Source organism: Amycolatopsis melonis (assembly GCF_040064235.1).
Taxonomy (GTDB): domain Bacteria; phylum Actinomycetota; class Actinomycetes; order Mycobacteriales; family Pseudonocardiaceae; genus Amycolatopsis; species Amycolatopsis melonis.
Map to the genome: position 1 here is coordinate 49,893 of NZ_JBDZYD010000012.1, position 23,845 is coordinate 73,737.

Annotated in this window: 22 protein-coding genes and 1 pseudogene; 16 read left to right on the forward strand and 7 right to left on the reverse strand. The window is 72.5% G+C overall.

Annotation, left to right across the window (positions count from 1 at the left end; translation table 11 throughout):
• Positions 1-199: 199 nt before the first annotated feature.
• Positions 200-781 (reverse strand): TetR/AcrR family transcriptional regulator, encoded by a 582-nt coding sequence (locus ABJI51_RS29965; RefSeq protein WP_348954397.1) that lies wholly within the window; start codon positions 779-781, stop codon positions 200-202.
• Between the two features lie 186 nt (positions 782-967).
• Between ABJI51_RS29965 and ABJI51_RS29970 the strand changes: the two genes are divergently transcribed.
• The 5 genes from ABJI51_RS29970 to pip all read left to right on the forward strand — a co-directional run bounded on the left by ABJI51_RS29970 (position 968) and on the right by pip (position 5,145).
• Positions 968-1,372, forward strand: coding sequence for a hypothetical protein (locus ABJI51_RS29970; RefSeq protein ID WP_348954398.1), 405 nt, complete (start codon positions 968-970; stop codon positions 1,370-1,372).
• Positions 1,369-2,016: a DUF3558 domain-containing protein gene (locus ABJI51_RS29975; protein ID WP_348954399.1), complete on the forward strand. Its 648-nt coding sequence runs from the start codon at positions 1,369-1,371 to the stop codon at positions 2,014-2,016. Before ABJI51_RS29970 ends, ABJI51_RS29975 begins: the two co-directional genes overlap by 4 nt.
• 3 nt (positions 2,017-2,019) lie before the next feature.
• On the forward strand, positions 2,020-3,354 hold the full coding sequence (locus tag ABJI51_RS29980; protein WP_348954400.1) for a WXG100 family type VII secretion target: 1,335 nt from the start codon (positions 2,020-2,022) through the stop codon (positions 3,352-3,354).
• Positions 3,355-3,379: 25 nt separating this feature from the next.
• Positions 3,380-4,108, forward strand: a complete 729-nt coding sequence (locus ABJI51_RS29985) for an ESX secretion-associated protein EspG (protein WP_348954657.1) — start codon at positions 3,380-3,382, stop codon at positions 4,106-4,108.
• A gap of 77 nt (positions 4,109-4,185) precedes the next feature.
• Positions 4,186-5,145: a prolyl aminopeptidase gene (pip, locus tag ABJI51_RS29990; protein ID WP_348954401.1), complete on the forward strand. Its 960-nt coding sequence runs from the start codon at positions 4,186-4,188 to the stop codon at positions 5,143-5,145.
• Between the two features lie 235 nt (positions 5,146-5,380).
• Here the strand turns inward: pip and ABJI51_RS29995 are convergent, their stop codons facing one another.
• Entirely contained in the window at positions 5,381-6,580 is a 1,200-nt protein-coding gene (locus ABJI51_RS29995; RefSeq protein WP_348954402.1) for a Glu/Leu/Phe/Val family dehydrogenase, read from the reverse strand.
• Between the two features lie 121 nt (positions 6,581-6,701).
• On the opposite strand from ABJI51_RS29995, the gene ABJI51_RS30000 reads away from it, so the two are divergent.
• The 8 genes from ABJI51_RS30000 to ABJI51_RS30035 all read left to right on the forward strand — a co-directional run bounded on the left by ABJI51_RS30000 (position 6,702) and on the right by ABJI51_RS30035 (position 15,577).
• Positions 6,702-7,628: a LysR family transcriptional regulator gene (locus ABJI51_RS30000; protein ID WP_348954403.1), complete on the forward strand. Its 927-nt coding sequence runs from the start codon at positions 6,702-6,704 to the stop codon at positions 7,626-7,628.
• A gap of 121 nt (positions 7,629-7,749) precedes the next feature.
• Positions 7,750-9,372 (forward strand): glutamate-cysteine ligase family protein, encoded by a 1,623-nt coding sequence (locus ABJI51_RS30005; RefSeq protein WP_348954404.1) that lies wholly within the window; start codon positions 7,750-7,752, stop codon positions 9,370-9,372.
• A complete protein-coding gene (egtB, locus tag ABJI51_RS30010) occupies positions 9,369-10,691 on the forward strand; it encodes an ergothioneine biosynthesis protein EgtB (RefSeq protein WP_348954405.1) in 1,323 nt (440 codons plus the stop codon). Before ABJI51_RS30005 ends, egtB begins: the two co-directional genes overlap by 4 nt.
• 4 nt (positions 10,692-10,695) lie before the next feature.
• Positions 10,696-11,451 (forward strand): ergothioneine biosynthesis protein EgtC, encoded by a 756-nt coding sequence (gene egtC, locus ABJI51_RS30015; protein ID WP_348954406.1) that lies wholly within the window; start codon positions 10,696-10,698, stop codon positions 11,449-11,451.
• Positions 11,448-12,425, forward strand: a complete 978-nt coding sequence (gene egtD / locus ABJI51_RS30020) for an L-histidine N(alpha)-methyltransferase (RefSeq protein WP_348954407.1) — start codon at positions 11,448-11,450, stop codon at positions 12,423-12,425. The genes egtC and egtD overlap by 4 nt, the downstream gene beginning before the upstream one ends.
• Positions 12,426-12,471: 46 nt before the next feature.
• A complete protein-coding gene (locus ABJI51_RS30025; protein ID WP_348954658.1) occupies positions 12,472-12,891 on the forward strand; it encodes a nitroreductase/quinone reductase family protein in 420 nt (139 codons plus the stop codon).
• Between the two features lie 150 nt (positions 12,892-13,041).
• Positions 13,042-14,661, forward strand: a complete 1,620-nt coding sequence (locus ABJI51_RS30030; protein ID WP_348954659.1) for an alpha/beta hydrolase — start codon at positions 13,042-13,044, stop codon at positions 14,659-14,661.
• Between the two features lie 211 nt (positions 14,662-14,872).
• Positions 14,873-15,577: an MgtC/SapB family protein gene (locus tag ABJI51_RS30035; protein WP_348954408.1), complete on the forward strand. Its 705-nt coding sequence runs from the start codon at positions 14,873-14,875 to the stop codon at positions 15,575-15,577.
• A 57-nt stretch (positions 15,578-15,634) separates the two neighbouring features.
• Here ABJI51_RS30035 and acnA read toward each other — a convergent pair whose 3' ends face one another.
• Positions 15,635-18,445, reverse strand: coding sequence for an aconitate hydratase AcnA (acnA, locus tag ABJI51_RS30040; protein WP_348954409.1), 2,811 nt, complete (start codon positions 18,443-18,445; stop codon positions 15,635-15,637).
• A gap of 305 nt (positions 18,446-18,750) precedes the next feature.
• Between acnA and ABJI51_RS30045 the strand changes: the two genes are divergently transcribed.
• From ABJI51_RS30045 to mobA, 3 genes are read left to right on the forward strand one after another with little or no spacing between them, the layout of a single operon-like run.
• A complete protein-coding gene (locus tag ABJI51_RS30045; RefSeq protein WP_431605672.1) occupies positions 18,751-20,088 on the forward strand; it encodes an NlpC/P60 family protein in 1,338 nt (445 codons plus the stop codon).
• Between the two features lie 43 nt (positions 20,089-20,131).
• On the forward strand, positions 20,132-20,848 hold the full coding sequence (locus ABJI51_RS30050; protein WP_348954411.1) for an SAM-dependent methyltransferase: 717 nt from the start codon (positions 20,132-20,134) through the stop codon (positions 20,846-20,848).
• 10 nt (positions 20,849-20,858) lie between these two features.
• On the forward strand, positions 20,859-21,404 hold the full coding sequence (mobA, locus tag ABJI51_RS30055) for a molybdenum cofactor guanylyltransferase (RefSeq protein WP_348954412.1): 546 nt from the start codon (positions 20,859-20,861) through the stop codon (positions 21,402-21,404).
• A gap of 3 nt (positions 21,405-21,407) precedes the next feature.
• Here the strand turns inward: mobA and ABJI51_RS30060 are convergent, their stop codons facing one another.
• From ABJI51_RS30060 to ABJI51_RS30075, 4 genes and pseudogenes are all read right to left on the reverse strand, one after another.
• Positions 21,408-21,686 (reverse strand): DUF4242 domain-containing protein, encoded by a 279-nt coding sequence (locus ABJI51_RS30060; RefSeq protein ID WP_348954413.1) that lies wholly within the window; start codon positions 21,684-21,686, stop codon positions 21,408-21,410.
• Positions 21,687-21,710: 24 nt separating this feature from the next.
• A complete protein-coding gene (locus ABJI51_RS30065) occupies positions 21,711-22,016 on the reverse strand; it encodes a hypothetical protein (protein WP_348954414.1) in 306 nt (101 codons plus the stop codon).
• Positions 22,017-22,136: 120 nt separating this feature from the next.
• The gene (locus ABJI51_RS30070; RefSeq protein ID WP_348954660.1) at positions 22,137-22,568 is read right to left on the reverse strand and encodes a response regulator transcription factor; all 432 of its coding nucleotides are present in this window, start codon (positions 22,566-22,568) and stop codon (positions 22,137-22,139) included.
• Positions 22,468-23,625, reverse strand: a pseudogene (locus ABJI51_RS30075) (HD-GYP domain-containing protein); the annotation flags it as partial. The gene ABJI51_RS30070 and the pseudogene ABJI51_RS30075, both read right to left, overlap by 101 nt.
• Positions 23,626-23,845 lie beyond the last annotated feature (220 nt).

The following is a 23,845-nucleotide window of genomic DNA, read 5'->3' on the forward strand; positions in this document are numbered from 1 at the left end:
GCGGCGGGGGATGAACCTATCGGACAGCCGGGTCGGTCACCCGGCCCGGTACTGTCACCGGGTGACTGCGCTGCGCGCACGAAACGGTCACTCCTAGCAGGAAATCGACGTGTACTGCGGTTATGCGGACCAGCTTAACGGGTGGACCGCGTCCCCCGCTCGTGCCGCGGGTGTGTCGGCGCGCTCATCGCGGTGCGCGTCAGGCGGCGCCGGGCCGGTGCCGCCGCACGGTCTCCTCGACGAGGTCGAGCACCGGCCCGAGCCCGGCCGCGGGCAGCCCCATGGCCAGGTGCGAGACGAGTCCTTCGAGGACGAGTTCGAGGAACGCGGTGAGGACGTCGACGTCGACGTCGTCCCGCAGGTTCCCGGCTTCGCGCTGGCGCAGCAGCCGCAGCCGGGTGGCGGTGGTCAGCTGCTGGGACCGCTCGGCCCACCGGCCGCGGAACTCGGGGTCGGTGCGCAGCCGCCTGCTCACCTCCAGCCGCGTCCCGAGCCAGTCGGCGGGGTGGTCGCCCCCGGCCAGCAGGTCCCGCATGACCTGCACGAGCCCCTGTTCGGCGACGACGTCGGCCATCTTGAGGGCGTCGTCCTCGGCGAGGGCGAGGAAGAGCGACTCCTTGTCGCGGAAGTGGTGGAAGATGGCCCCGCGCGAGAGGCCGGTGGCTTCCTCGAGACGCCGGACTGTGGCACCTTCGTAGCCGTAGCGCGCGAAGCAGACGCGCGAGCCGTCGAGGATCTGGCGCCGGCGTGCGTCGAGGTGATCCTGGCTTACGCGTGGCATCCTGAAATCCTGGCACCGGAGGCCGGGATCTCGCAATCCGTACGTACGTACTGTGACCCGGAGTGCAGGGGAACCGGACCGCAGGCCCCATCGTCTGAACGTTGCGGCGATTCGCTGACACGAAGTGAGACGGTTGGCTAGTCTCTGCCACATCACGGTGGGTGAACTGAGGGGAAGGTGCGCGGCGTGATCATCGGCGAAGCCGGACAGGCGGCGAGGGCGCTCTGGGGCGACGTCTTCGAGAACGCGCCCCGCGTGTACGGCGGCGGAGGCAAGGGCGGCCAGTTCAAGATGGACCCCGAGGAACTCGCCGCGGTGATCGGCCAGTGGGAGGACCTGCTGGACAAGGTCGTGGACGACGGGAAGAAGATCGAGCGGATGACCGCCGCCTTCGGGATCGCCCCTGGCAAGGACCCGGCGAGCGGCAGCTACGCGGACACGACGATGAACTCGCTCAGCGCCCTGCAGCAGCAGAACGACTCGATGCGGAAGTACGCGCAGGACTACGTGAAGAAGCTGAAGGAAGCGCAGTCGAAGACCGTGGCGACCGACCAGAGCCTGTCCGACACGTTCAAGTCGCGGAAAGCATGAGCCGCAGCCGAACGGCCGCCGCGACCGTCGCCGGGGCCGCTGCCTGTCTCCTGCTGTCCTCCTGCACCGGCACCACTCCCGGCTCGGCGAACCCGGTGCCGACTTCGCCGGCTTCGGCGACGCCGTCGGGCAACCAGGCGGACTCCGACGTCCCGAAGGTCGCGGGGGCGCCGCTCGACGCGGGCAAGTACGCCACCGATCCGTGCGGTCTGGTCCCGGCGGACGTCCTGACTTCGCTGAAGTACACCGACCCGGGGCAGTACCGCCCGAAGGGCAACACGGTGGACACGCAGGCGGGCCCGTCCTGCGACTGGACGCTGCGCGGCGAAGGCACCGGGCTGCAGGTGATCGTCGGGACCGGCAACCGTGAGCGGGGAGCCGGCGGTCTCGCCGGGTACTACGCCGCGTACCGCGAGGGAAGGCCGATCAAGTTCCTGGAGCGGGCACCGGACACCGAGGGCTATCCGACGATCTACGTCGACATTTCCGACCGCCGGGCCCGGGGGAACTGCGCGATCGCAGTGGGGGTGGCCGACGACCTCGCGATCGGGGTCCAGGCGGAGGGCTACCGGGGACAGGACGATTCCTGTGCGGCCGCGACCCAGGCCGCGGCCGCGGCGATCAAGACACTCAAGGGGGCATGACGAGTGGACGGCAAGCAGATCTACGACAACTTCAGACAGGGCGACACGACGGGCCTGCAGCAGATGGCGCAGACCGTCCAGGAACTCTCCGACGCCTACATGGAACGCGGCGCGTCGATCAAAGCGCTCCAGGCGCGGATGGTGAACTCCTGGACCGGTGACGCCGCGGACGCGGCGAACGCGGGTGCCGGGCCGATGGAACGGGCCTTCTTCGACAGCTCCGAGCCCCTCGACGCCACCCGGGCCTCGGTCAACACCCAGGCCGCCGTCTTCGAGGACTCGAGCAACACCGTCGTCGAAGTGCCGCCGAAGCCGGACAAGCCGAATCCCTGGACCACCGGTCTCAAGGCCGCCATCCCGATCGCCGGGCCGTTCATGGCCAAGGACGACATCGACAACTACCAAGAGGGCATGGCCCGCTACAACGCGGCGAACGAGACCAACGTCCGCGTCATGGAGCAGTACAGCGACAGCACCAGCAGCAACAAAGCCGTGCTGCCCACCGACTACGGCGTCCTCGAGTCCGACGGGGCCGCCATCTCCGTGAACAAGCCCGACGGGCCCGGGCCCGTCATCGTCGACCGGCACAAGTGGTATCCGGAAAAGAACGGCGGCGACCCGGGCGACCACACTTCGACCACCAGCGTCGACACCACGCACACCGAAGGCACCGACCGGCCCGGTGGCACCGATCGCCCGGGCGGCACCGACCGTCCGGGCGGCACGGATCGTCCCGGTGGGACGGATCGCCCAGGTGGCACGGACCGGCCCGGCGGAACCGAACGGCCGGGCGGCATCGACCGGCCCGTCGTGCCCGGCCGGACCAATGACGACGACACCCACACCACCCGGACCACCACGCCGAACCGGCCCGGGCGGCAGACCGTCGACCCGCGCGGGAACACGCCGCCGGACGCCGAGGGGATCGACTTCTATCCCACCGGGACCGGTGGTGGCCAGAACTACTCCAACACCTACGGCAGCGACCCCACCTCGGGCGGGCGCGGCCCGAACAGTGGCAACGCCGGGAGCAGGCTGCTCGACTCGAACGGCCGGGCCGTCGGCGGCGGCTCCGGGAGCGCCGCCGAGCGCGGGCTCGGCAGTGGCCGTGGCTCCGGCATGGGCAGCCTCGGCAACGCGGCCGCCGCGGAAGCCGCCGCCGCGCGGTCGGCCGCCGGGCGGGCCGGGCAGCCGCTGGGGCCGATGGGCCCCGGCGGGCGCCGGGGTGAGGGCGAGGAAGATGACGAGCACCAGCGGCCGGACTACCTGATCGAGGCGGACCCGGACGCGATCTTCGGCACCGACCAGCGGACCAGCCCGCCGGTCATCGGCGAGTAGGCGGGTGGACGTGGCAACAGGCCGGGTGGACGTTCCGGTCGAGGCGCTGGCCGCACTGGCCGAGCGTGAACTGGCCGGCCGGTTGCACATCACCCTGCGGCCGGAGCCGGTGTGGCTGCCGGACGAGGAACGCGACGAAGCCGGCAAGCGGATCGACGCCGCGCTGGCCGAGGCCGGGCTGGTCGACGCCCGCGGCCGGGCGACCGTCGACATCCTCGACTGGCTGCCGCTGCTGGTCAGCCCGGCGCGGGAGTGCTACGGCTGGGTCGGCACCGGAGGCCAGACCTACGGCGTGCTCGCCGCGGCGAAAGGCCTTCAGGCGGTTCTCGCCGTCTCCGACGGCACCCACGTCGGTGTGCAGGAGATCGACCGGAACCGGCTCGCCGAGTCCCTCGTCGAGCAGCTGCCGCCGGTCGGTCCCGGCGGCGGCCGCCCGCGCACCGTGCGGGTGGCCGACCTGAGCGAGGCCGCCCGCCGCGGCCAGAATGCGTACCCGCTGGACCCGGCGATCGCGGACGTCGTCAGCCTGGTCCAGCGGCCGGTGTCCGGCAGCGGGGAACTCTACGTCGGACGCCGCGACGAGGTCGGCCGTCACACCTGCCTGCAGCAGCCACTGCACTACGCCGACACCGACTGGGGCCGCTACCTCAGCTACACCTCGGGCGCGGGTGACGACGCCGTGATCCACATCGGCCCGGCGGGGCCGCGGGAACTGGCGGACACGCTCGCCGAGCTGGCAGGCACCCTCGCCTGAGCGGGAAACCGCGGGCGGGGGACTGCCGTCGGCGCTAATGTGACAGCGCTGTTGTATCTCGCCGGAAGGACGCACCGATGACTGGGCTGTACCCCGAGATCGAACCGTACGAGCACGGCATGCTCGACGTCGGCGACGGGCACCGGATCTACTGGGAGACCTGCGGCAACCCGGCGGGCAAGCCCGCACTCGTCGTGCACGGCGGGCCCGGTTCGGGCTGCTCGCCGGGCGTCCGCCGGTTCTTCGACCCCGCGCGCTACCGGATCGTCCTCGCCGACCAGCGCGGCTGCGGCCGCAGCACCCCGCACGCCGGTGCCCCGGTCGCCGACCTCTCCGCCAACACCACCGACCACCTCGTGGCCGACTTCGAGCGGCTGCGCACCCACCTCGGCATCGAGAAGTGGCTGCTGTTCGGCGGTTCCTGGGGCTCGGTGCTCAGCCTGACCTACGCGCTGCGCCACACCGGGCGCGTCAGCGAGATCGTCCTGACGGGCCTCGCGACCGACCGGTACGTCGAGATCGAAATGCTGATCCGCGGCCTCGGCGCGTACTTCCCGGAAGGCTTCGCCAGGTTCCGCGAGGGCGTGCCGGAGAGCGAGCGCGACGGCGACCTGTCCGCCGCCTACCACCGGCTCCTGATGGACCCGGACCCGGCGGTCCACCACAAGGCCGCCGAGAACTGGTGTGCGTGGGAGGACGCGATGCTGCCCGGCGTGCCCCCGCACGACGACTTCGCCGACCCCGCCTACCGGCTGTGCTTCGCCCGGCTCGTCACGCACTACTTCAGCAACCGGGCTTTCCTGCCCGACGGCGAGATCCTGGACAACGTGAACAAGCTGGCCGGGATTCCCGCCGTGCTGGCCCAGGGCGTGCTGGACACGAGCAACCTCGTCGGCACGCCGTGGCTGCTGCACCACGCCTGGCCGGGCAGCGAGCTGGTCATGGTCGACGACGTCGGGCACACGGTGTCGGCCGCCTCGATGCGGGACGTCCTGATCGAGGCGACCGACCGCTTCGCCGGCCGGGTGACGCCGTAGGGGCACCTTCGTCCCCTCTCGCGCGGATCCACCGATCCGCGTGCAACGAAAGGACCGTTGCTCGGCTCTGGCGAGCTGAAAGACCCTTTCATCTCACCAGATGCGAGGAAAGTCCCTTTCAGCCCACCGCGACCTCGGCCCCGGTCCCGGCAGACGGCCGGTGCCGGGTCGGCCCGAAGGGCACCTTCAGGACGTGTGACGTCAGGAAAGTGCCCTTCAGCGCGCTCGATCGTGCTCAGGGGATGAGCAGCCCCGGCTCGCCCTCCGGGGTCAGCGCCGCTTCGGCGCGCTGGGCCCGGTTGGCTTCGGCCAGGCGCAGGCCGGTGCGGCGCAGGGGCAGGCGGTCGAGGTTCCACTCCGCCAGCAGGAGCGCGACCTTCGCCTGCATTTCCGTGCGCAGCCGCAGGAACGAGTCGGCCGGGTCGGCGCCGACCTCGCCCAGCAGCAGCCACCACGCCCAGGCCGCCGCGCCCGCGTTGGCGACGAAGTCCGGGACGACCGCGACACCCCGCGCCGACAGCGCCGACTCCGCCTCCGGGGTCGTCGCCGCGTTGGCCGCTTCGACGACGACCTTGGCCTTGACGAGGTTTTCGTTGTCCGTCCGCAGCGCATACGAAATCGCGGCGGGGACGAAGATGTCGGCGTCGGCCGCGACGATCGACTCGCGCGGCAGCACGCGCACCCCGGCGGGCAGCCGGGACCGGTCGACCTCGCCGAAGCGGTCACGCAGGTCCAGCAGCGCCGGGACGTCGAGGCCGGCGGGGTCGTGGAGGGTGCCCGCCGCGTCGGCCACCGCGACCACCTTCATCCCCGCTTCGTGCAGGTACCAGGCCGCGCCGCCGCCCATGGTGCCGATGCCCTGGATCGCCACCGTCGTCTCGTGCACGTCCCAGTCCCACGCCGCCGCGACGCCGAGGCACGCCTGCGCCACGCCGTAGCCGCCGACGACGTCGCCGAGCAGCAGCCCGCCCGGCACCGGCGCGTTGAGCCCCGCCTGGACCCGCCGCAGGGTGCGGGCCGGGTCGGCCGAACGGCGGATCGCCGCGTGGTACGACTGCTCCAGCCCCAGCTCGGCGAACACCGAGTCGATCAGGTGCTGGGGCACGCCGAGGTCCTCGGCGGTCACCCAGTGCGCGTCCAGCCACGGCCGCAGGAACGCGCAGAACCGCGTCAGCACGCCGAGTGCGCGCGGGTCCTTCGGGTCGAAGTCGATCCCGCCCTTGGCCCCGCCGACCGGCAGGTTGAACGTCGCGGTCTTGTTCGCCATGCCCCGGGCGAGGTCCTCGACCTCGCTCATCGTGCAGCCCGCCCGCATCCGGGTGCCGCCGGTGGCGACGCCGGAGACCAGGCTGTGCACGACCAGGTAGCCGTGCGCGCCGGTGACGGGATCGGTCCACGTGAGCCGCATCAGCGGCTCGGCCTCGCGCGGGGTCATCAGGCCACTCACCTCCAGGGAAGTCCGGGGCGGCCGGGGTGACCGCCGCCACCGAGCCTGCGCCCGCTCTCGCCCCGCAGTCCAGTTAACGAACCTGCACGATCTCGTTTAGGTTTTGTGCATGGAGCTTTCGTTGCACCGCTTGCGGATGCTGCGCGAGCTGCACCGCCGGGGCACCGTGACGGCGGCCGCCGCGGCGCTGCACTACACCGCTTCGGCGGTTTCGCAGCAGCTCGCGCAGCTGGAGCGTGACGTCGGCGCGAAGCTGTTCGAACGGCTCGGCCGCCGCGTCCAGCTGACCGAGCTGGGCACCCTGCTCACCGAGCACGCCGAAGAGATCCTCGGCTCGGTCGAGCGCGCGACGCTCGCATTGGAGGAGGCCCAGGAGTCCCGCACGGTCCGGCTGACCGCCGGCGTCTGGGCGTCGGTCGCCTCCGGCCTGCTCCCGACGGCGCTGACGGCGCTGGCGGGCGAGCACCCCGGCATCGAGGTGCGCACCCGCGAGCTGGCCCCGGAGGACACCGCCGAAGCGGTCCGGGACGGCAGCCTCGACCTGTCGTTCGTGCTCGACTACTCCGACGCGCCGACACCGTGGGACACCGGTCTCGAACGCGCGGTCGTCGCCGTGGAGCGGCTGCACGCGGCGGTCCCGCGCGGGGCCGTGCCGTCGGGGTCGGCGTCGCTGGACGACCTGGCCGAGCACCCGTGGATCCTGGCGGGCGCCAAGTCGCACTTCGGCCGGGCGATGCGCACGGCCTGCCAGCGGCACGGCTTCACGCCGAAGATCAACCACGAGGTCGAGGAGCAGTCGACGGCGATGGCGATGGCCGGGGCGGGCCTGGGCATCACCCTGGTCTCCGACCTCGGCCTGCGCCTGCTGCGCCCGCCGGGGATCGACGTCGTCACGCTGACCACGCCGCTGCTGCGGACGGTGTCGATCGCCTACCGGCGCACCACGATCCGGCGGCCCGCGCTGCACCTGGTGATCGACGCCGTGCGCGCGTCCGCGGCCGAGCTCGGCCTGGGCACGGAGTCCGCTTTGCCCTGATCACGGACTTCTTACGGAGTGGTGATCCGCTCCCGGTGCGCAGGAACCGGCCTGAATTTGTCGTACCCCGCGTGTAGCGTCCGAAGGCGAGAAGTTCCCACCACACGGAACAGGAACGGACATGACAGCGGTGCACGATTTCCCCGAGAAGTCGGGTAGTGCGTCGAACCGCACCGCGCGGGTCCTGGCGGACCGCGCGGCCGGCGAGGCGTATGTGGCATCGGTGTGTTTCAAGCACGGTCCACCGCGCCTGACCGGCGTCGAGCTGGAGTTCACCGTGCACCATGCCGACGACCCGGCCCGGCCTCTCGACCCCGACGTCCTCGCCACGGCGCTGGGCCCGCACACCCCGCGGACACTGCGCCCCGACAGCCCCGCCTCGCCACTCCCGGCAGGCTCGCCCGTGAGCCTCGAACCCGGGGGCCAGGTGGAGATTTCCGCTCTGCCCCAGGCCTCGCTGCCCGAACTGGACGCAGCCGTGACGGCCGACCTCACCACCCTGCGCGACCGCCTCGCCCGCCACGGCCTCGAACTGGGCGCGACGGGCATCGACGCGCACCGCCCGCCCCGCCGCATCCTGCACACGCCGCGCTACGCGGCGATGGAGCGCCGGTTCGCCGCGATCGGCCCGGGCGGGCTCACGATGATGTGCAGCACCGCGGGCCTGCAGATCTGCGTAGACGCCGGAGAGCCCGCGGAGTACGCGGCCCGCTGGGCGGCCGCGCACGCGATGGGCCCGCCGTTGCTGGCGCTGTTCGCGAACTCCCGCGTCCACGCGGGACGCGACACCGGGCACGCTTCGGCCCGGTGGCTCGCGGTGCACGAGACGGAGGCCGTCCGGACGCGTACGACCGGCTTCGGCTTCGGCGGTCCCGGGGGGAGCAATGGCTCCGACGGGACCACGGGGTTCGGCGGGACCGGCGATTCCGGGAGGACCGGCGACGGGCTCAACGGCTTCGGCGGGAGCGGCGACCCGGGCGGGCCCCACCGCTTCGGCGGGATCGGCGGGAGCGACAGGAACAGCGGCTCCGGCGAAGCCCGCGGAACCCACGGAGCCGCCGGTTCCAGGAGGACCGGCGCTCCGGGTGGGCTCAACGGCTCCGGCGGGACCGGCCACGGGCTCAACGGCTCCGGCGACCCGGGCGAACCCAACCGCTTCGGCGGCAGCGTCGATTCCGGCAAGACCGGCAACTCCGGCAACCCGGCACCGTCCCAGCCACCGCTGTCCGATCCCGCGGCCGCGTGGGGCGCGCGGCTGATGGACACCCCGCTGATGGTGCTCCGCCGCGGGGACCGGCCGTGGGATGCGCCGGAGGGGCTGACCTTCGCGGACTGGATCGAGGGCCGGGGCGCGGGTGCGCTGCTGCCGCGGCCGACCGTGGCCGATCTGGACTATCACCTCACCACGATGTTCACGCCGGTCCGTCCACAGGGGTACCTGGAAATCCGGTACCTGGACGCGCAGCCGCCGGGCGACTGGCTCGTGCCGGTGGCGCTGGTTGCCGCGCTGCTGGCTCGTCCCTCCACAGTGGACAAAGTGCGGGAGCTGTGCGCGCCGGTGGCGGACGCCTGGGCCACCGCGGCGCAGTGCGGCCTGGCCGACCGGGAACTGGCGGCCGCCGCCGCGGCGCTGGCCGACCTCGGGTGTGCCGAACTGGGCGAGACGGGGCTGGCCGCGGACCGCATCACGGAGATCAGCGAGAGCGTGCAGGGGCGCGCACACCGAGCGGGGAGCGAACGATGACCACACCGAGCACACCGGACCTGCGTGCCCGGGCGGCCGAAGCACTGACGCGGGCACGGGCCCGCAGCGTCGCGCTGACCGACGCCGTCGACGACGAAGACCTGGTGCGGCAGCACTCCAAGCTGATGTCGCCGCTGGTCTGGGACCTGGCGCACATCGGCAGCCAGGAGGAGCTGTGGCTGGTCCGGGACGTCGGCGGCCGCGAGCCGCTGCGGCCGGACATCGACGACATCTACGACGCCTTCCAGCACGCCCGCGCCGACCGGCCGTCGCTGCCGCTGCTCGGCCCCGCCGAAGCCCGCGCGTACGTCCGGGAAGTCCGGGAAAAGGTGTTCGACGTGCTGGATCGCGTGCCGCTGGAGGGCAGCCCGCTGACCGAGCAGGCCTTCGCCTTCGGCATGATCACCCAGCACGAGCAGCAGCACGACGAGACCATGCTGGCCACCCACCAGCTGCGCCGGGGCGACCCGGTGCTGCACGCGCCCGAGCCGCCGCCCGCCCGGTCGGGCCCGCTGCCCGCGGAGGTGCTGGTGCCCGGCGGGGCCTTCACCATGGGCACCTCGGCCGAGCCGTGGGCGCTGGACAACGAACGGCCGGCGCACGAGGTCGCCGTCGAGGCGTTCTGGCTGGACACCGTGCCGGTCACCTGCGGTGCCTACACGCAGTTCCTCGACAGCGGCGGCTACGACGACGAGCGCTGGTGGAGCCCGGCGGGCTGGGCCTACCGCACCGAGCACTCGATCACGGCGCCGCGGTTCTGGAAGCGCGAGCAGGACGGCTGGTGGCGGACCCGGTTCGGCGTCTACGAACGCGTGCCCGCCGACGAACCGGTCGTGCACGTCTCCTACTACGAGGCCGAGGCCTACGCGGCCTGGGCCGGGCGGCGCCTGCCGACCGAGGCGGAGTGGGAGAAGGCGGCGCGGTTCGACCCGGCCACCGGCCGGTCGCGCCGGTACCCGTGGGGCGACGACGATCCGGACACCGAGCACGCCAACCTCGGCCAGCGGCACCTGCGCCCGGCGCCGGTGGGCGCGTACCCGGCAGGCGCGTCGCCGACCGGGGTGCACCAGCTGATCGGCGACGTCTGGGAGTGGACGAGCACCGACTTCCACGGCTACCCGGGCTTCGCCGCCTTCCCGTACCGCGAATACTCGGAGGTCTTCTTCGGACCCGAGTACAAGGTGCTGCGCGGCGGGTCGTTCGGCACCGACGCGGCGGCGATCCGGGGCACGTTCCGCAACTGGGACTACCCGATCCGGCGGCAGATCTTCGCCGGCTTCCGCACCGCCCGCGACGCGGCGCCCGGCGAGGTGGGCTAGGCCCATGTGCCGCCACATCGGCTACCTCGGCGAGCCCGTCTCGCCCGCCGAGGTGCTCTTCCGTGCCCCGCATTCGCTGCTGGTGCAGTCCTACGCGCCTGCGGACATGCGCGGCGGCGGCTCGGTCAACGCCGACGGGTTCGGGCTGGGGTGGTACCCCGGCCCGGGCTCGGCGCCGCTGCGGCACCGGCGGTCCACTCCACTGTGGACGGACGAGACGCTGCCGCCGCTGGCCGCGGCGGTGACCGCGGGCGCGTTCGTCGCCGCGGTCCGCAACGGCACCACCGGCATGCCGGTGACCGAGGCGGCCGCGGCGCCGTTCACCGCCGGGCGCTGGCTGTTCAGCCACAACGGCGTCGTCCGCGGCTACCCGGACTCGCTGGCCGAACTGGCCAAGACGCTGCCGGTCACCGAGCTGCTGACACTGGAGGCGCCGACGGATTCGGCCGTGCTCTGGGCGCTGCTGCGGGCCCGGCTCGCCACGGGCGAGGACCCGCTCGCCGCGGTGGCCGGGCTGACCACCGCCGTCGAGGCGGCCGCGCCCGGCTCCCGGCTCAACTTCCTGCTCACCGACGGCGAAACGCTGATCGGGACCACGTGGACACACGCGCTGTCGGTGCTGGTCACCGGATCCGGCGTGCTGCTGTCCTCCGAACCCTGCGACGGCGACCCGCGCTGGCGGCCCGTCCCCGACCACCACGCCGTGCGCGTCACCGCCGCCGGCGTCGACCTGCTCGCCCTGACCCAGGAGAACCGATGACCGAAGTCGACCTCGACCACCACCGCTCCGGCGACGCCGTCACCGCGGAACTGCGCGCCGACGTCGTCGCCGGGTTCACCGCGGCGCAGAAGTGGCTGCCGCCCAAGTGGTTCTACGACGCCGACGGCAGCGAGCTGTTCGAGAAGATCACCCAGCTGCCGGAGTACTACCCGACCCGCAGCGAACGCGAGGTGCTGGCCGCGCACGCCGCCGACGTCGCGGAGCTGACCGGCGCGCACACGCTCGTCGAACTCGGTTCCGGGTCCAGCGAGAAGACGCGGCTGCTGCTCGACGCGCTCACCAAGCACGGCACCCTGGAGGCGTTCGTCCCGCTCGACGTCTCCGAGTCGGCGCTGGCCGACGCCGCCGAGGCGATCTCGAAGGACTATCCGGGGCTGACCGTGCGCGGGGTGGTCGGCGACTTCACCCAGCACCTGGCCCTGCTGCCCGGCGGCCAGCCGCGGGTGGTGGCCTTCCTCGGCGGGACGATCGGCAACTTCCTGCCCGCCGAGCGCGCCACGTTCCTGCGCTCGGTGCGCGACGTCCTCGACGAGGGGGAGTGGCTGCTGCTCGGCACCGACCTGGTCAAGGACCCGGGAATCCTCGAACGTGCCTATGACGACGCGGCGGGCGTCACGGCCGAGTTCGACAAGAACGTGCTGCGCGTGATCAACGCCCGGCTCGGCGCGAACTTCGACCCCGACGAGTTCGAGCACGTCGCCCACTGGGACGCCGGGAACGAGTGGATCGAGATGCGGCTGCGGGCCCGCCACGAGCTGACCGTCGAGATCCCCGGCGCCGATCTCACCGTGCGGTTCGCCGCGGGCGAGCACGTCCGCACGGAGATCTCGGCCAAGTTCCGCCCGGGCGGGGTCGAGGCCGAGCTGGCCGCGGCCGGGTTCGCCCTCGAACGCTGGTGGACCGACTCGCAGCAGCGGTTCGGGGTGAGCCTGGCAAAATCCGTGCGTGGCTAATCCTCTCCGGGCGCTCGCCCGGGCCATCGGCACCAAGCCGTGGCTGATGCGCACGTCCCGGTTCGTGGTGTGGGCCGACCGGAAACTGCACAAGGCGTTCGGCGGCCGGGTGAGCCTCGTGGCGCTCGCCGGGCTGCCGTCGCTGCGCCTGACGACGACCGGCCGCCGCAGCGGGCTGCCCCGCAGCACCAACCTGCTCTACTTCCCGCGCGGCGGCGACTTCGTGCTGACGGCGTCCAACTGGGGCCGTCCGCACGACCCGGCGTGGGCGCTCAACCTGCGCGCCGACCCGAAGTGCCAGGTGGCGCTGGCCGGGCGGCCGGTCGACGTCGTCGCGCGGGAACTGCACGGCGAGGAGTACGACCGGATGTGGGCCGAGCTGCTCGCGTTCTGGCCGGGATACCGGATGGAGCAACGCGAAGCCCACCGTCCGTTACCGGTTTTCGTGCTCACCCGCGTCGTCTGAGAGGTCCCCACCATCCTTTCGGCCGGTGCCGCGATTCACCGCTTTGTGCCAGTCTCACCGAGGTGACGCGCCGTGATCGCACGGTGGCGCGCAACCAAGGGAGGAGACGTCTTGCGGAGATCCACACAGGACCGACCCAAACAGGGCCGGGTGCGGTCGTTCGCGCTGGTGGGGGCGCTCGTGGCCGGCGTCGGACTGGCCGGGACGGCCGGGACCGCGGCGGCGGCCGAAGACTCGGCGGTCCGGCCCGCCGCCGTCGGGGCGACCGCCGCGGTGAACTGGGGGACGTGCCCGTCGGCCACGATCGCCGGGGTACCCGCCGACCAGGTGAAGTTCTACAGCTGCGCCCGCTACCGGGTGCCCATCGACCACGACAACGCCGCCCTCGGCACGATCGACATCGCGCTGCTCAAGCGCGCCGCGCGGACGCCGGACAAGCGCGTCGGCTCGCTGTTCCTCAACCCCGGCGGCCCGGGTGGCTCGGGCCTGCGGATGCCGATCAGCGGCCAGTACTACTTCCAGCCGCAGGTGCTCGACCGCTTCGACCTGATCGGGTTCGACCCGCGCGGGGTCGGGCAGAGCAACCCGCTGCGCTGCTTCACCACGCAGGAGGACGCCGACGAGGTCTCCGCCGCGCAGATCCCGGTGCCGCTGTCGCGCGCGGAGATCTCCGGGACGCTCGCCAGCTACCGTGACTACGGCCAGTTCTGCAAGAACAACGCCGGTTCGCTGCTCAACCACATGTCCACCAAGGACGTCGTGCGCGACCTCGACACGCTGCGCGCGGCGGTCGGCGACAAGAAGCTGACCTTCGTCGGGTTCTCCTACGGGACGCTGATCGGTTCGACCTACGCCTCGATGTTCCCGAAGCAGTCACGGGCGATCGTCATCGACGGCAACGTCGACCCGGCGCTGCGCACCAGCGACGGCGTGCAGTACGACCGGGAGCGGGCACAGGGCTTCGAACTGTCGCTGGACGGGTTCCTCAAGCGGTGTGACCAGGTGGGCGCGAAGTGCGCGTTCAGCGACGGCACGCCGCGGGCGAAGTTCGACGAGCTGCGGGAGTACCTGCGCAAGCAGCCGATCACGCTGCCCGGCGGCGAATCGGTCGACATCAACCGGTTCACCGGCTCGGTGTCGAGCGCGCTCTACAACCCGGCGGCGTTCCCCGGCCTGGCCGAGGACCTGCAGGCGCTCTACACGGCCGTCCACCCGGCGGGCGCGCAGACGCAGAGCCTGCGGCCCCAGCAGCTCAAGGTGATCACCGCGGGCAAGCAGGGCCTCGCCGACCAGAACCCGGACAGCCCGTACACCGGCGACGACTCCTACTTCGCCGTCAACTGCTCGGACAAGCCGTTCAAGATCCGGCAGGAGCAGGTGCCCGGCATCGCCGCCCAGTGGGAGCGCGAGTCGCCGACGTTCGGCCGCTACCAGGCCTTCGCCGACACGGCGGCCTGCCCGGTGTGGCCGGCGAAGAAGCCGGACGTCTACCGCGGCCCGTGGCAGGCCAGGACCGACGTCCCGGTGGTCGTGGTCGGCAACTACTACGACCCGGCGACGCAGTACCGGTTCGCCCAGCGGATGACGGCCGAGCTGGGCAACGCCCGGCTGCTGTCGGTCGACGCGTTCGGCCACTGCATCCTCGGTGACGCCCTCGGCGTCGACAAGGCGGTGGCGGACTACCTGACCGACCTCAAGGTCCCGGCGGGCGGGCAGGTGTTCCAGCCGAACGTCCAGCCGTTCGAGACCGCGGCGGCGGCCCAGGGCTGACGTGACCGGGGTGACGCTCGCGGGCGTCACCCCGGCTTCGTCCGGTACAGTGGCGGAGCTTGATCAACACGAGTACGGAAGCGAGGTGAGCGGCACATGCCAGCGGACAGTCATCGGACGGCCGGGCGCGCGCTCACCGGAGGTTTCCGGCTGGGCTGAGTCCGGCCGCCCCCTGTCCGGCAGTGCGCGCACGCCGGAAAAGAGCCGGATCATGACCATCTTCGAAATGCTGCTGCGCGTCGGCACGGGTGTCGGCCTGGGTGCCGTCATCGGGTTCGAGCGCCAGTTCCGCGCCCGGATGGCCGGGCTGCGCACCAACGCCCTCGTCGCGGTCGGGGCGACCCTGTTCGTGCTCCTGTCGGCACACGGCTTCGGCGGGCTGGCCTCCAGCGGTGACGCCGACCCGACCCGGGTGGCCGCGCAGATCGTCTCGGGCATCGGGTTCCTCGGCGCCGGGGTGATCATGCGCGACGGCCTCAACGTCCGCGGCCTCAACACGGCGGCGACGCTGTGGTGCTCGGCCGCGGTCGGCGCGCTGGCCGGAGCCGGGCTGTACGCGGTCGCGGCGGCCGGGACGGCCGTCGTGGTCGGGGTGAACGTGGTGCTGCGGCCACTCGGCCGGGCCGTCGACCGCCGCCCGGACTCGGGCGACGAGACGCCGACGCGGTACGCGTTCCAGGCGGTGACGCGCGACGCCACCGAGGCCCACGTCCGGGCGCTGCTGGTCCAGTCGCTGACCCGCTCGGACTTCCGCCTGCTGTCGGTGCTGAGCACCGACCGCGCCGACCACACGGTCGAGGTCCGCGCCGAGCTGGTCGGTGACCAGCGTGACGACGCCCAGATGGAGGCCGCGGTGTCGCGGCTGTCGCTGGAGCCTTCGGTGTCCAGCGTCCGGTGGGAAGCGGTGCCCGCGTAACGGGAAAGGGCCTCCCCGCTCAGCCGAGCGGGGAGGCCCTCACGAACACCGGAACCCTTACGCCTGCGTCATCTTCCGCAGCACGTACTGCAGGATGCCGCCGTTGCGGTAGTAGTCCGCCTCGCCCGGGGTGTCGATGCGGACGTCCGCGTCGAACTCCACCTTGGTGCCGTCGGCCTTGGTGGCCGTGACGTGCACCGTGCGCGGGGTCTCGCCCTCGTTCAGCTTCGTGATGCCGGTGATGTCGAACGTCTCCGTGCCGTCGAGACCCAGCGACGAGGCCGACTCGCCGGCCGGGAACTGCAGCGGGATGACGCCCATGCCGATCAGGTTCGAGCGGTGGATGCGCTCGAACGACTCGGTGATCACCGCGCGGACGCCCAGCAGCGAGGTGCCCTTGGCCGCCCAGTCGCGCGACGAGCCCGAGCCGTATTCCTTGCCGCCCAGCACCACCAGCGGGATGCCCTGCGCCGCGTAGTTCTGCGCCGCGTCGTAGATGAACGCCTGCGGGGCGCCCTCCTGCGTGAAGTCGCGGGTGTAGCCGCCCTGCACGTCGTCGAGCAGCTGGTTGCGGAGGCGGATGTTCGCGAACGTGCCGCGGATCATCACCTCGTGGTTGCCGCGCCGCGAGCCGTAGGAGTTGAAGTCCTTCTTCTCCACGCCGTGCTCGGTCAGGTACTGCGCGGCCGGGGTGCCCGGCTTGATCGCGCCGGCGGGGGAGATGTGGTCGGTGGTGACCGAGTCGCCCAGCTTCGCCAGCACGCGCGCGCCGGTGATGTCGGTGACCGGGGCCGGCTCCGGCGTCATGCCCTCGAAGTACGGGGGCTTCCGGACGTAGGTGGACTCGGCGTCCCACTCGAAGGTCTTGCCCTCCGGGGTGGGCAGCGACTTCCAGCGCTCGCCGCCGTCGAAGACGTCGGCGTAGTCCTTGGTGAACATCTCCTGCGTGATCGCGTAGTCGATGGTCTCCTGGATCTCCTGCGCGGTCGGCCAGATGTCCTTCAGGAAGACGTCGTTGCCCTTCTCGTCCTGGCCCAGCGGCTGGGTCGCGAAGTCGAAGTCCATCGTGCCGGCCAGCGCGTAGGCGATGACCAGCGGCGGCGACGCGAGGTAGTTCATCTTCACGTCGGGGTTGATCCGGCCCTCGAAGTTCCGGTTGCCCGAGAGCACCGAGACCGCGGTGAGGTCGTTCTCCTGGATGGCCGCGGAGATCTCCTCCGACAGCGGGCCGGAGTTGCCGATGCAGGTGGTGCAGCCGTAGCCGACCAGGTGGTAGCCCAGCTTCTCCAGGTACGGCCACAGGTTGGCCTTGGTGTAGTAGTCGGTGACGACCTGCGAGCCCGGCGCCATCGACGTCTTGACCCACGGCTTGACCGACAGGCCCTTCTCCACGGCGTTGCGCGCGAGCAGCGCGGCGCCGAGCATGACCGACGGGTTCGAGGTGTTGGTGCAGGAGGTGATCGAGGCGATCACCACGGCGCCGTGGTCGAGGATGAACTCGCCGCGGTCGGCCGAGGACACCTTGACCGGCTTCGACGGGCGGCCGCTGCCGCCGTTGGCCGCCGACTGGAGGTCGACCGCGTCCTCGTCCTTGAACGACAGCGCGGCCGGGTCGGACGCCGGGAACGACTCCTCGACGGCCTCGTCGACCTTGGTGTGCGGGGCGACCTGCTCGCCGTCGACGTAGTCGTGGATTGCCTTGCGGAAGGCCGACTTCGCGTCCGACAGCTCGATGCGGTCCTGCGGGCGCTTCGGGCCGGCGATCGACGGGACGACCGTCGAGAGGTCCAGCTCCAGGTACTCCGAGTAGGACGCCTCGCGCGACGGGTCGTGCCAGAGGCCCTGCTCCTTGGCGTAGGCCTCGACCAGCGCGACCTGCTCGGCCGAGCGGCCGGTCAGCTTGAGGTAGCGGACGGTCTCCTCGTCGATCGGGAAGATCGCCGCGGTGGAGCCGAACTCGGGGCTCATGTTGCCGATGGTGGCGCGGTTGGCCAGCGGCACCTGGGCGACGCTCTCGCCGTAGAACTCGACGAACTTGCCGACCACGCCGTGCTTGCGCAGCATCTCGGTGATGGTGAGCACGACGTCGGTGGCGGTGACGCCCGCCGGGATCTCGCCGGTCAGCTTGAAGCCGACGACGCGCGGGATGAGCATCGACACCGGCTGGCCCAGCATGGCCGCCTCGGCCTCGATGCCGCCGACGCCCCAGCCCAGCACGCCGAGGCCGTTGACCATCGTGGTGTGCGAGTCGGTGCCGACGCAGGAGTCGGGGTAGGCCTGGCCGTTGCGGGCCATCACCGTGCGGGCGAGGTGCTCGATGTTGACCTGGTGCACGATGCCGGTGCCCGGCGGGACGACCTTGAACTCGTCGAAGGCGCCCTGGCCCCAGCGCAGGAACTGGTAGCGCTCGCGGTTGCGCTCGTACTCGATCTCGACGTTGCGCTCGAAGGCGTCGGCGCGGCCGAAGACGTCGATGATCACCGAGTGGTCGATGACCAGCTCGGCCGGGGCCAGCGGGTTGACCTTGTCGGGGTCGCCGCCCAGGTCGGTGACCGCCTCGCGCATGGTGGCGAGGTCGACGACGCACGGCACGCCGGTGAAGTCCTGCATGATCACGCGGGCCGGCGTGAACTGGATCTCGATCGACGGGTCGGCGTTCGGGTCCCACGAGCCGAGCGCGCGGATGTGGTCGGCGGTGATGTTCGCGCCGTCTTCGGTGCGCAGCAGGTTCTCGAGCAGGATCTTCAAGCTGTAGGGCAGCCGCTCGGCGCCCTCGACCTTGTTCAGGCGGAACACCTCGTACGAGGCGTCGCCGACCTTCAGCGTGTCTTTGGCGCCGAAGCTGTCCTTGCTGGCGGGTGCGGTCACGTCTAACTCCAGTGGCGGGGACGCCGCGCCCGTGCGGCGCCGTCCCGGGTCAGTTCGGTCGGTTCGGTGGGGCGAGTCTTGCGCACCCCCACCGTAGGACCGGATCCGGGATGGCACACCTCGCGGTCCTTCAAACAGTACGCGCGTCCTGTTTGGGGTTCAAGACGACACGCGGTGTGGGCTGCGCCATCCGTTGCGCGGGTCCCTCAATGAGGGGAATTGGTGCCTACGGTGTGTAAGTTCCTTCTGATGCTTGTGATAGTGGTGTGACTGCAGTGACACGCGATGTGTGCTGGTGAGCGGAGGTGGCGGTCGTGGCGGGACGGCGTGAGGGACGGCGGGGGTGCCGTGGACTCACCGTGAGCACGCTGGCCCTGGTGATCCTGTTCGGCGCGGCGGGCACGAGCCTCGCGGTGCCCCCGCCGCCGCCCAACCCGAGCGACTCGGAGATCGACTCCAGCAAGGCCGACGCGAACGCGAAGGCGGGCGAGGTCGGCAGGCTGACCAACCAGCTCGCCCAGGCCGAGCAGAAGCTGGCGCAGCTGCAGGACGACGTCGAGCTGAAGCAGGAAGAGGCCAACAAGGCCCTCGTCGACCTGCAGACCGCGCAGGACGCGGCGGCGCAGGCGGAGAACGACGCGAAGGCCGCCAGGGCCGAGGCGGACGCGGCGTCGGGAGCCATCGAGAAGGCCCGTGCGGACCTGCGGACGTTCGCCGCGGCGAGTTTCCAGCAGGGCAGCACCGTCGGCTCGCTCTCGGCCTACCTCAGCGCCGACAGCCCCAAGGACATGCTGGCCCGCGCCCAGCTGCTCGACGCCGTCGGCGGCGACCGGCTCAACGCCCTCGACCGGCTCCAGCAGGCGCAGACCGAGAAGGCGAACAAGGACGCCGCCGCCCGCAAGGCCGCGGAGATCGCCCAGCAGAAGCAGGACGCCGCGCGCGAGGCCAAGGAGGGCGCCGACGCCGCGCAGGCCGCCGCCGTCCGGGCGCAGACCGCCCAGTCCGCCCAGAACACCCGGCTCGAACAGGACAAGTCCGCCGTCGAGCAGCAGCTGTACGCCGCGCAGGCCAAGGTCAGCGGCCTGCAGGGACAGCGGCAGCGCTACCAGGACTGGCTGGCCCAGAAACAGCGCGAGGACGAGGAACGCGCCCGACAGGCGGCACTGGCCGCGGCCGGGCGCGGCCGTCCGGCGGGCAATCCGGCCCCGGCGGGCCCGGCGGGCTCGTCGATCGAGGCGGTGATCGCCCGGGCGCTGTCACGGCTCGGGACGCCGTACGCGTGGGGCGGCGGCAACGCGAGCGGCCCGACCCGCGGCATCCGCGACGGCGGCGTCGCCGACATGTACGGCGACTACAACAAGATCGGCTTCGACTGCTCGGGCCTGATGATCTACGCGTTCGCCGGGGTCCGCGCGCTGCCGCACTACAGCGGCTACCAGTACACGGCGGGGCGGCAGGTGCCGCTGTCCCAGATGCGCCGCGGCGACATGCTGTTCTGGGGCGGCCCTGGCGGCATCCACCACGTCGCGCTCTACCTCGGCAACGGCCAGATGGTGGAGGCGCCGCAGTCCGGCCTGCGGGTCCGGGTCGCGCCGGTGCGCTACGGCGGCATCATGCCGTACGCGACCCGCCTGGTGGGCTGAAACCCGGTCGACCGCCCGGCCGCCGCCCGCCAGGATCGGCGGCGTGGACGACGAACTGAACGCGCTGCGGCGCACCCGGATGCGCTGGAACGCGCCGTTGTCGGAAGCACACGCCGAACTGCTGCTCGACCGCATGGCACTGGGCCCCGGCCTGCTGGCCGACCTCGGCGCCGGCTGGGGTGAGCTGCTGCTGCGCGCCCTCGGCCGGACCGCCGGCCTGCGGGGCATCGCGGTCGACACCGATGCGGACGCCCTGGACCGCGGCCGTGCGGCCGCCCGCGAACGCGGCCTCGACCGGCGGGTGGAGTGGGTGCCGTCGGACGCCGCGGCCTGGGCGGGTCCGGTGGAGCGGGTGTTCTGCATCGGCGCGTCGCACGCCTTCGGCTCGGCGCGGGCGGCCCTCGAACGGCTCGCCGAGGTCGTCCCGTCCGGCCGCCTGCTCTACGGCGACGGCTACTGGGCCGCCCCGCCGTCGCCGGAGGCCGAGGAGATCTTCGGCCCGGACGTGCCGTCCCTGCCCGGCCTGCTGGAAGCCGCCGGCACCGCAGGCTGGCGGGTGCTGCACCTGAGCACCGCCGACGGGCTCGAATGGGACGACTTCGAGTCGTCGTCGCGCGCGGCCTGGCAGGAGTGGCTGCTGGCCCACCCGGCCGATCCGCGTGCGCCGCAGGTGCGGGAGTGGGTGGACCGGCGGCTGCGCGAGTACGTCGGCGGTTACCGGGGCGTGCTGGGGTTCACCTACCTGGTGCTGGGCCGCTAGGGTTCCGTGGGTGCGCTACGCGGGGATCGTGGTGGCCGGTGGCTCGGCCCGCAGACTGTCCGGTGTGGACAAACCGGCGCTGTCGGTGGGCGGCAAGCCGTTGCTGGCCCGCGCGATCCACGCCCTCGACGGCGCCGAGCGGGTGGTCGTCGTCGGTCCACGGCGGCCGGGCTTCGACGTCGTGTGGACGCGGGAGCCGGTGCCGGGCACGGGCCCGGTCGCGGCGCTGGCCGCGGGGCTCGCGTTCGTCCCCGGCGACGTCGAGGCGGTGGTGCTGCTGGCCGGCGACCTCCCGGGCGTCCGCCGGTCCACAGTGGACAGGCTGCTCGCGGCACTCGGCGACGGCGACGGCGCGGTCCTGGTCGACGCGGCCGGAATCCGGCAGTGGCTGCTGGGCGCGTGGCGGCTCACGGCGCTGAAGGCCGCGCTGCCGGAGCAGGTGGAGAACGCGTCGCTGCGCCGGGTCCTCGGCGGCCTGGCGGTCACCGAGGTCCCGGCGGAACGGGGCGAAGCGGACGACATCGACACGCCCGAGGACCTCGAGCGGCACCGCTGAGCGTCAGGCGGGCTCGCCGGTCGCCGGGTCGATGACCGTGGTGACCTCGCGGATCGTGGTCACCGGGAAGCCGCCGCAGTCCGCGTGCTCGCGCACCGCGTCGGCGTTTTCGGCCAGGTAGACACAGGTGATCGCGTCGTCGGTGACGTAGCTGTGCACCCACTGCGCGCGCCCGGCCATGCCGGCCAGCACCTGGTTGGACTTGGCCGAGATCGCGTGCAGCTCGTCCGCGGTGAGGCGGCCGGCACCGGGAATCTCGCGCTCGACGAGGTAACGGGGCATGGTGGTCTCCGATCTCTTCGGTTCTCAGTGCCCGTCCGGGCAGTAGCCGGAACAGAGCAGGCTCATCCGGGCGATGCGCCCGTCGGGGGTGGTGTCGGCGAACGCCTGCTGCTCGACGACGAACCAGCCGTCGCCGAGGCGGGCGGCCCGCAGCCGGGCCCGCCAGCGCAGGTGCAGCCGGGCGCCGATCTCGTCAACGGCCGTGTCGACGAGGGTGAAGTCGTCGGTGTCGCCGAACCAGCGGGCGAACGTCGCCCGGATTTCCTCCGGTCCGTGTGCTTCCCGCAGCCCGCGCGGAACCAGGGCGCTGAGGTGGGCGTCGCCGTCCATCGCGGAGGCCAGCCGGTCGAAGTCCTGGCAGGCCAGCCCGTCGAGAAAGCCGGCGGCGGCAGTGGTGTGCGTGGTCATGCCGCAGTTCTACGGCCGCCGGGCGCCGCGCGGATCGGGCAGCTACCCGATGTCCTGGCCGGTCAGCCCGTGCCGCATCGCGAACAGCGCCGCCTGGGTCCGCGTCGAGACCCCGAGCTTCGCGTAGATGTGCTCCAGGTGGGTCGAGACGGTCTTGCGCGACACGGTCAGCGCGGCCGCGATCTCCGGGTTCGACAGCCCGCGCGCGAGCTGCACCAGGACCTGCGTCTCCCGGGCCGTCAGCCCGGGCTGGGCGGGCAGGGCCCGGCGCACCCGCCGTCCGGCCGCGGCCAAGCACGGCGTCGACGGCCGGGCCGTCGAGACGGCCGGCGCGGGCTTCCCCGGCGAGGACTTCCGCGGCCGCGGCAGCCGGCAGGGGCGCGCGGTGCGGACGGGGCTCCCCGAGGGCGTGGTAGACGTCCGCGGCCGCGAGGACCCGCGACGTGACCGGCAGCGCGTCGCCGGAGAGCCCATGGGGGTAGCCCGAGCCGTCGAGCCGTTCGTGGTGCTGGGCCGCGCAGCGCGCCACCGGGGCCAGCGCAGGCACCCTCGCCAGCATCCGCTCGGTCAGGTACGGGTGGGTCCGGGCGCGCTCACGCTGGGCCAGCGACCACGGCTTCACCGCGTTCCACACCCCGCTCGGCACGCCGATCATCCCGATGTCGTGCAGCCAGCCCGCCCGGCGCACCAGCGCGACGTCCGGCTCCGGCAGGCCGAGCCGCCCGGCCGCGGCCGCGGCGAGCGCGGCGACCCCGCGGGAGTGCCCGAGCCGGTGGGGCGACTTGAGGTCGGCGAAGTCGCCGAACGCCTGCAGCGCCTCGTCCAGCTCGTCGTCGGGCAGCTCCTCGCCGAGGCGCGGGTCGAGTGCGATCACCTCGTCCCACGCGCGGATCTCGGCCAGCCCGGCGAGCACCGTGGCGTGGTGGTCGAGGAAGCAGTCCACGAGCCGGGGATCGAACTGCGTGCCCCGGCGTTCGCGGGCGACCGCGAGCGCGCCGGGGACGCCCGCGGTGTGGTGGAAGGCCTCGACGTTGTCGGCGAGGTGGACCAGCCGCATTGCCAGGGCCAGCTCGTCGCCGCCGGCCAGCCCGGGCACGCCGCGGCCGTCCCAGCGTTCGAACGCCTGCAGCAGCGGGCGGGAGACGTCCTCGCCGAGCCGCAGGCGCTCGGCGAGTTCGCTGGCGCCCTGGCAGTGTGCCTGCATCACCCGCTGCACCGGCTTGCCTGCCGTGGCCAGGAACCGGCCCACCAGCCCGGCGCGCCGCAGCCGCGAGCTGCCGCCGCCGAGGTGGCGCGCGACGAACAGCGCCATCGTGACGCCGGCGAGGTCCTCGTCGTGGGTGTCGGCGTACAGCTCGGTCTCGTCCCCGAACAGCTCGGCCAGCTCGCTCGTGTCGGCCGCGCAGCCGACCCACGTCAGCAGCGACGTGTAGTAGGCGGCGGACCGGATCCGGTGGCCCGCGCCTGCCGCGTCGGCCAGCCGGAGCGTGATGACCGTCTGGCGCAGGACCCGTTCCATCGGGCGGCCCATCCCGAGGTCGGCCACCAGCGACAGGGTGGCGACCAGCTCGGCGAGCCTGACACGGGTCACCTCAGCATCCTCGGCCGCGCCGCCGGGCCGGGCAAGGTCTTCACAGGTGTCACACCGGGTGAGGTGTTGGCTGATCCCGGGGCCTTCGCGGCCGTCCGCGTGCCGGACGGACGGAGAACCGGGGGACGCAGTACGGTCGCACCGCGTGATCACCGTCGCG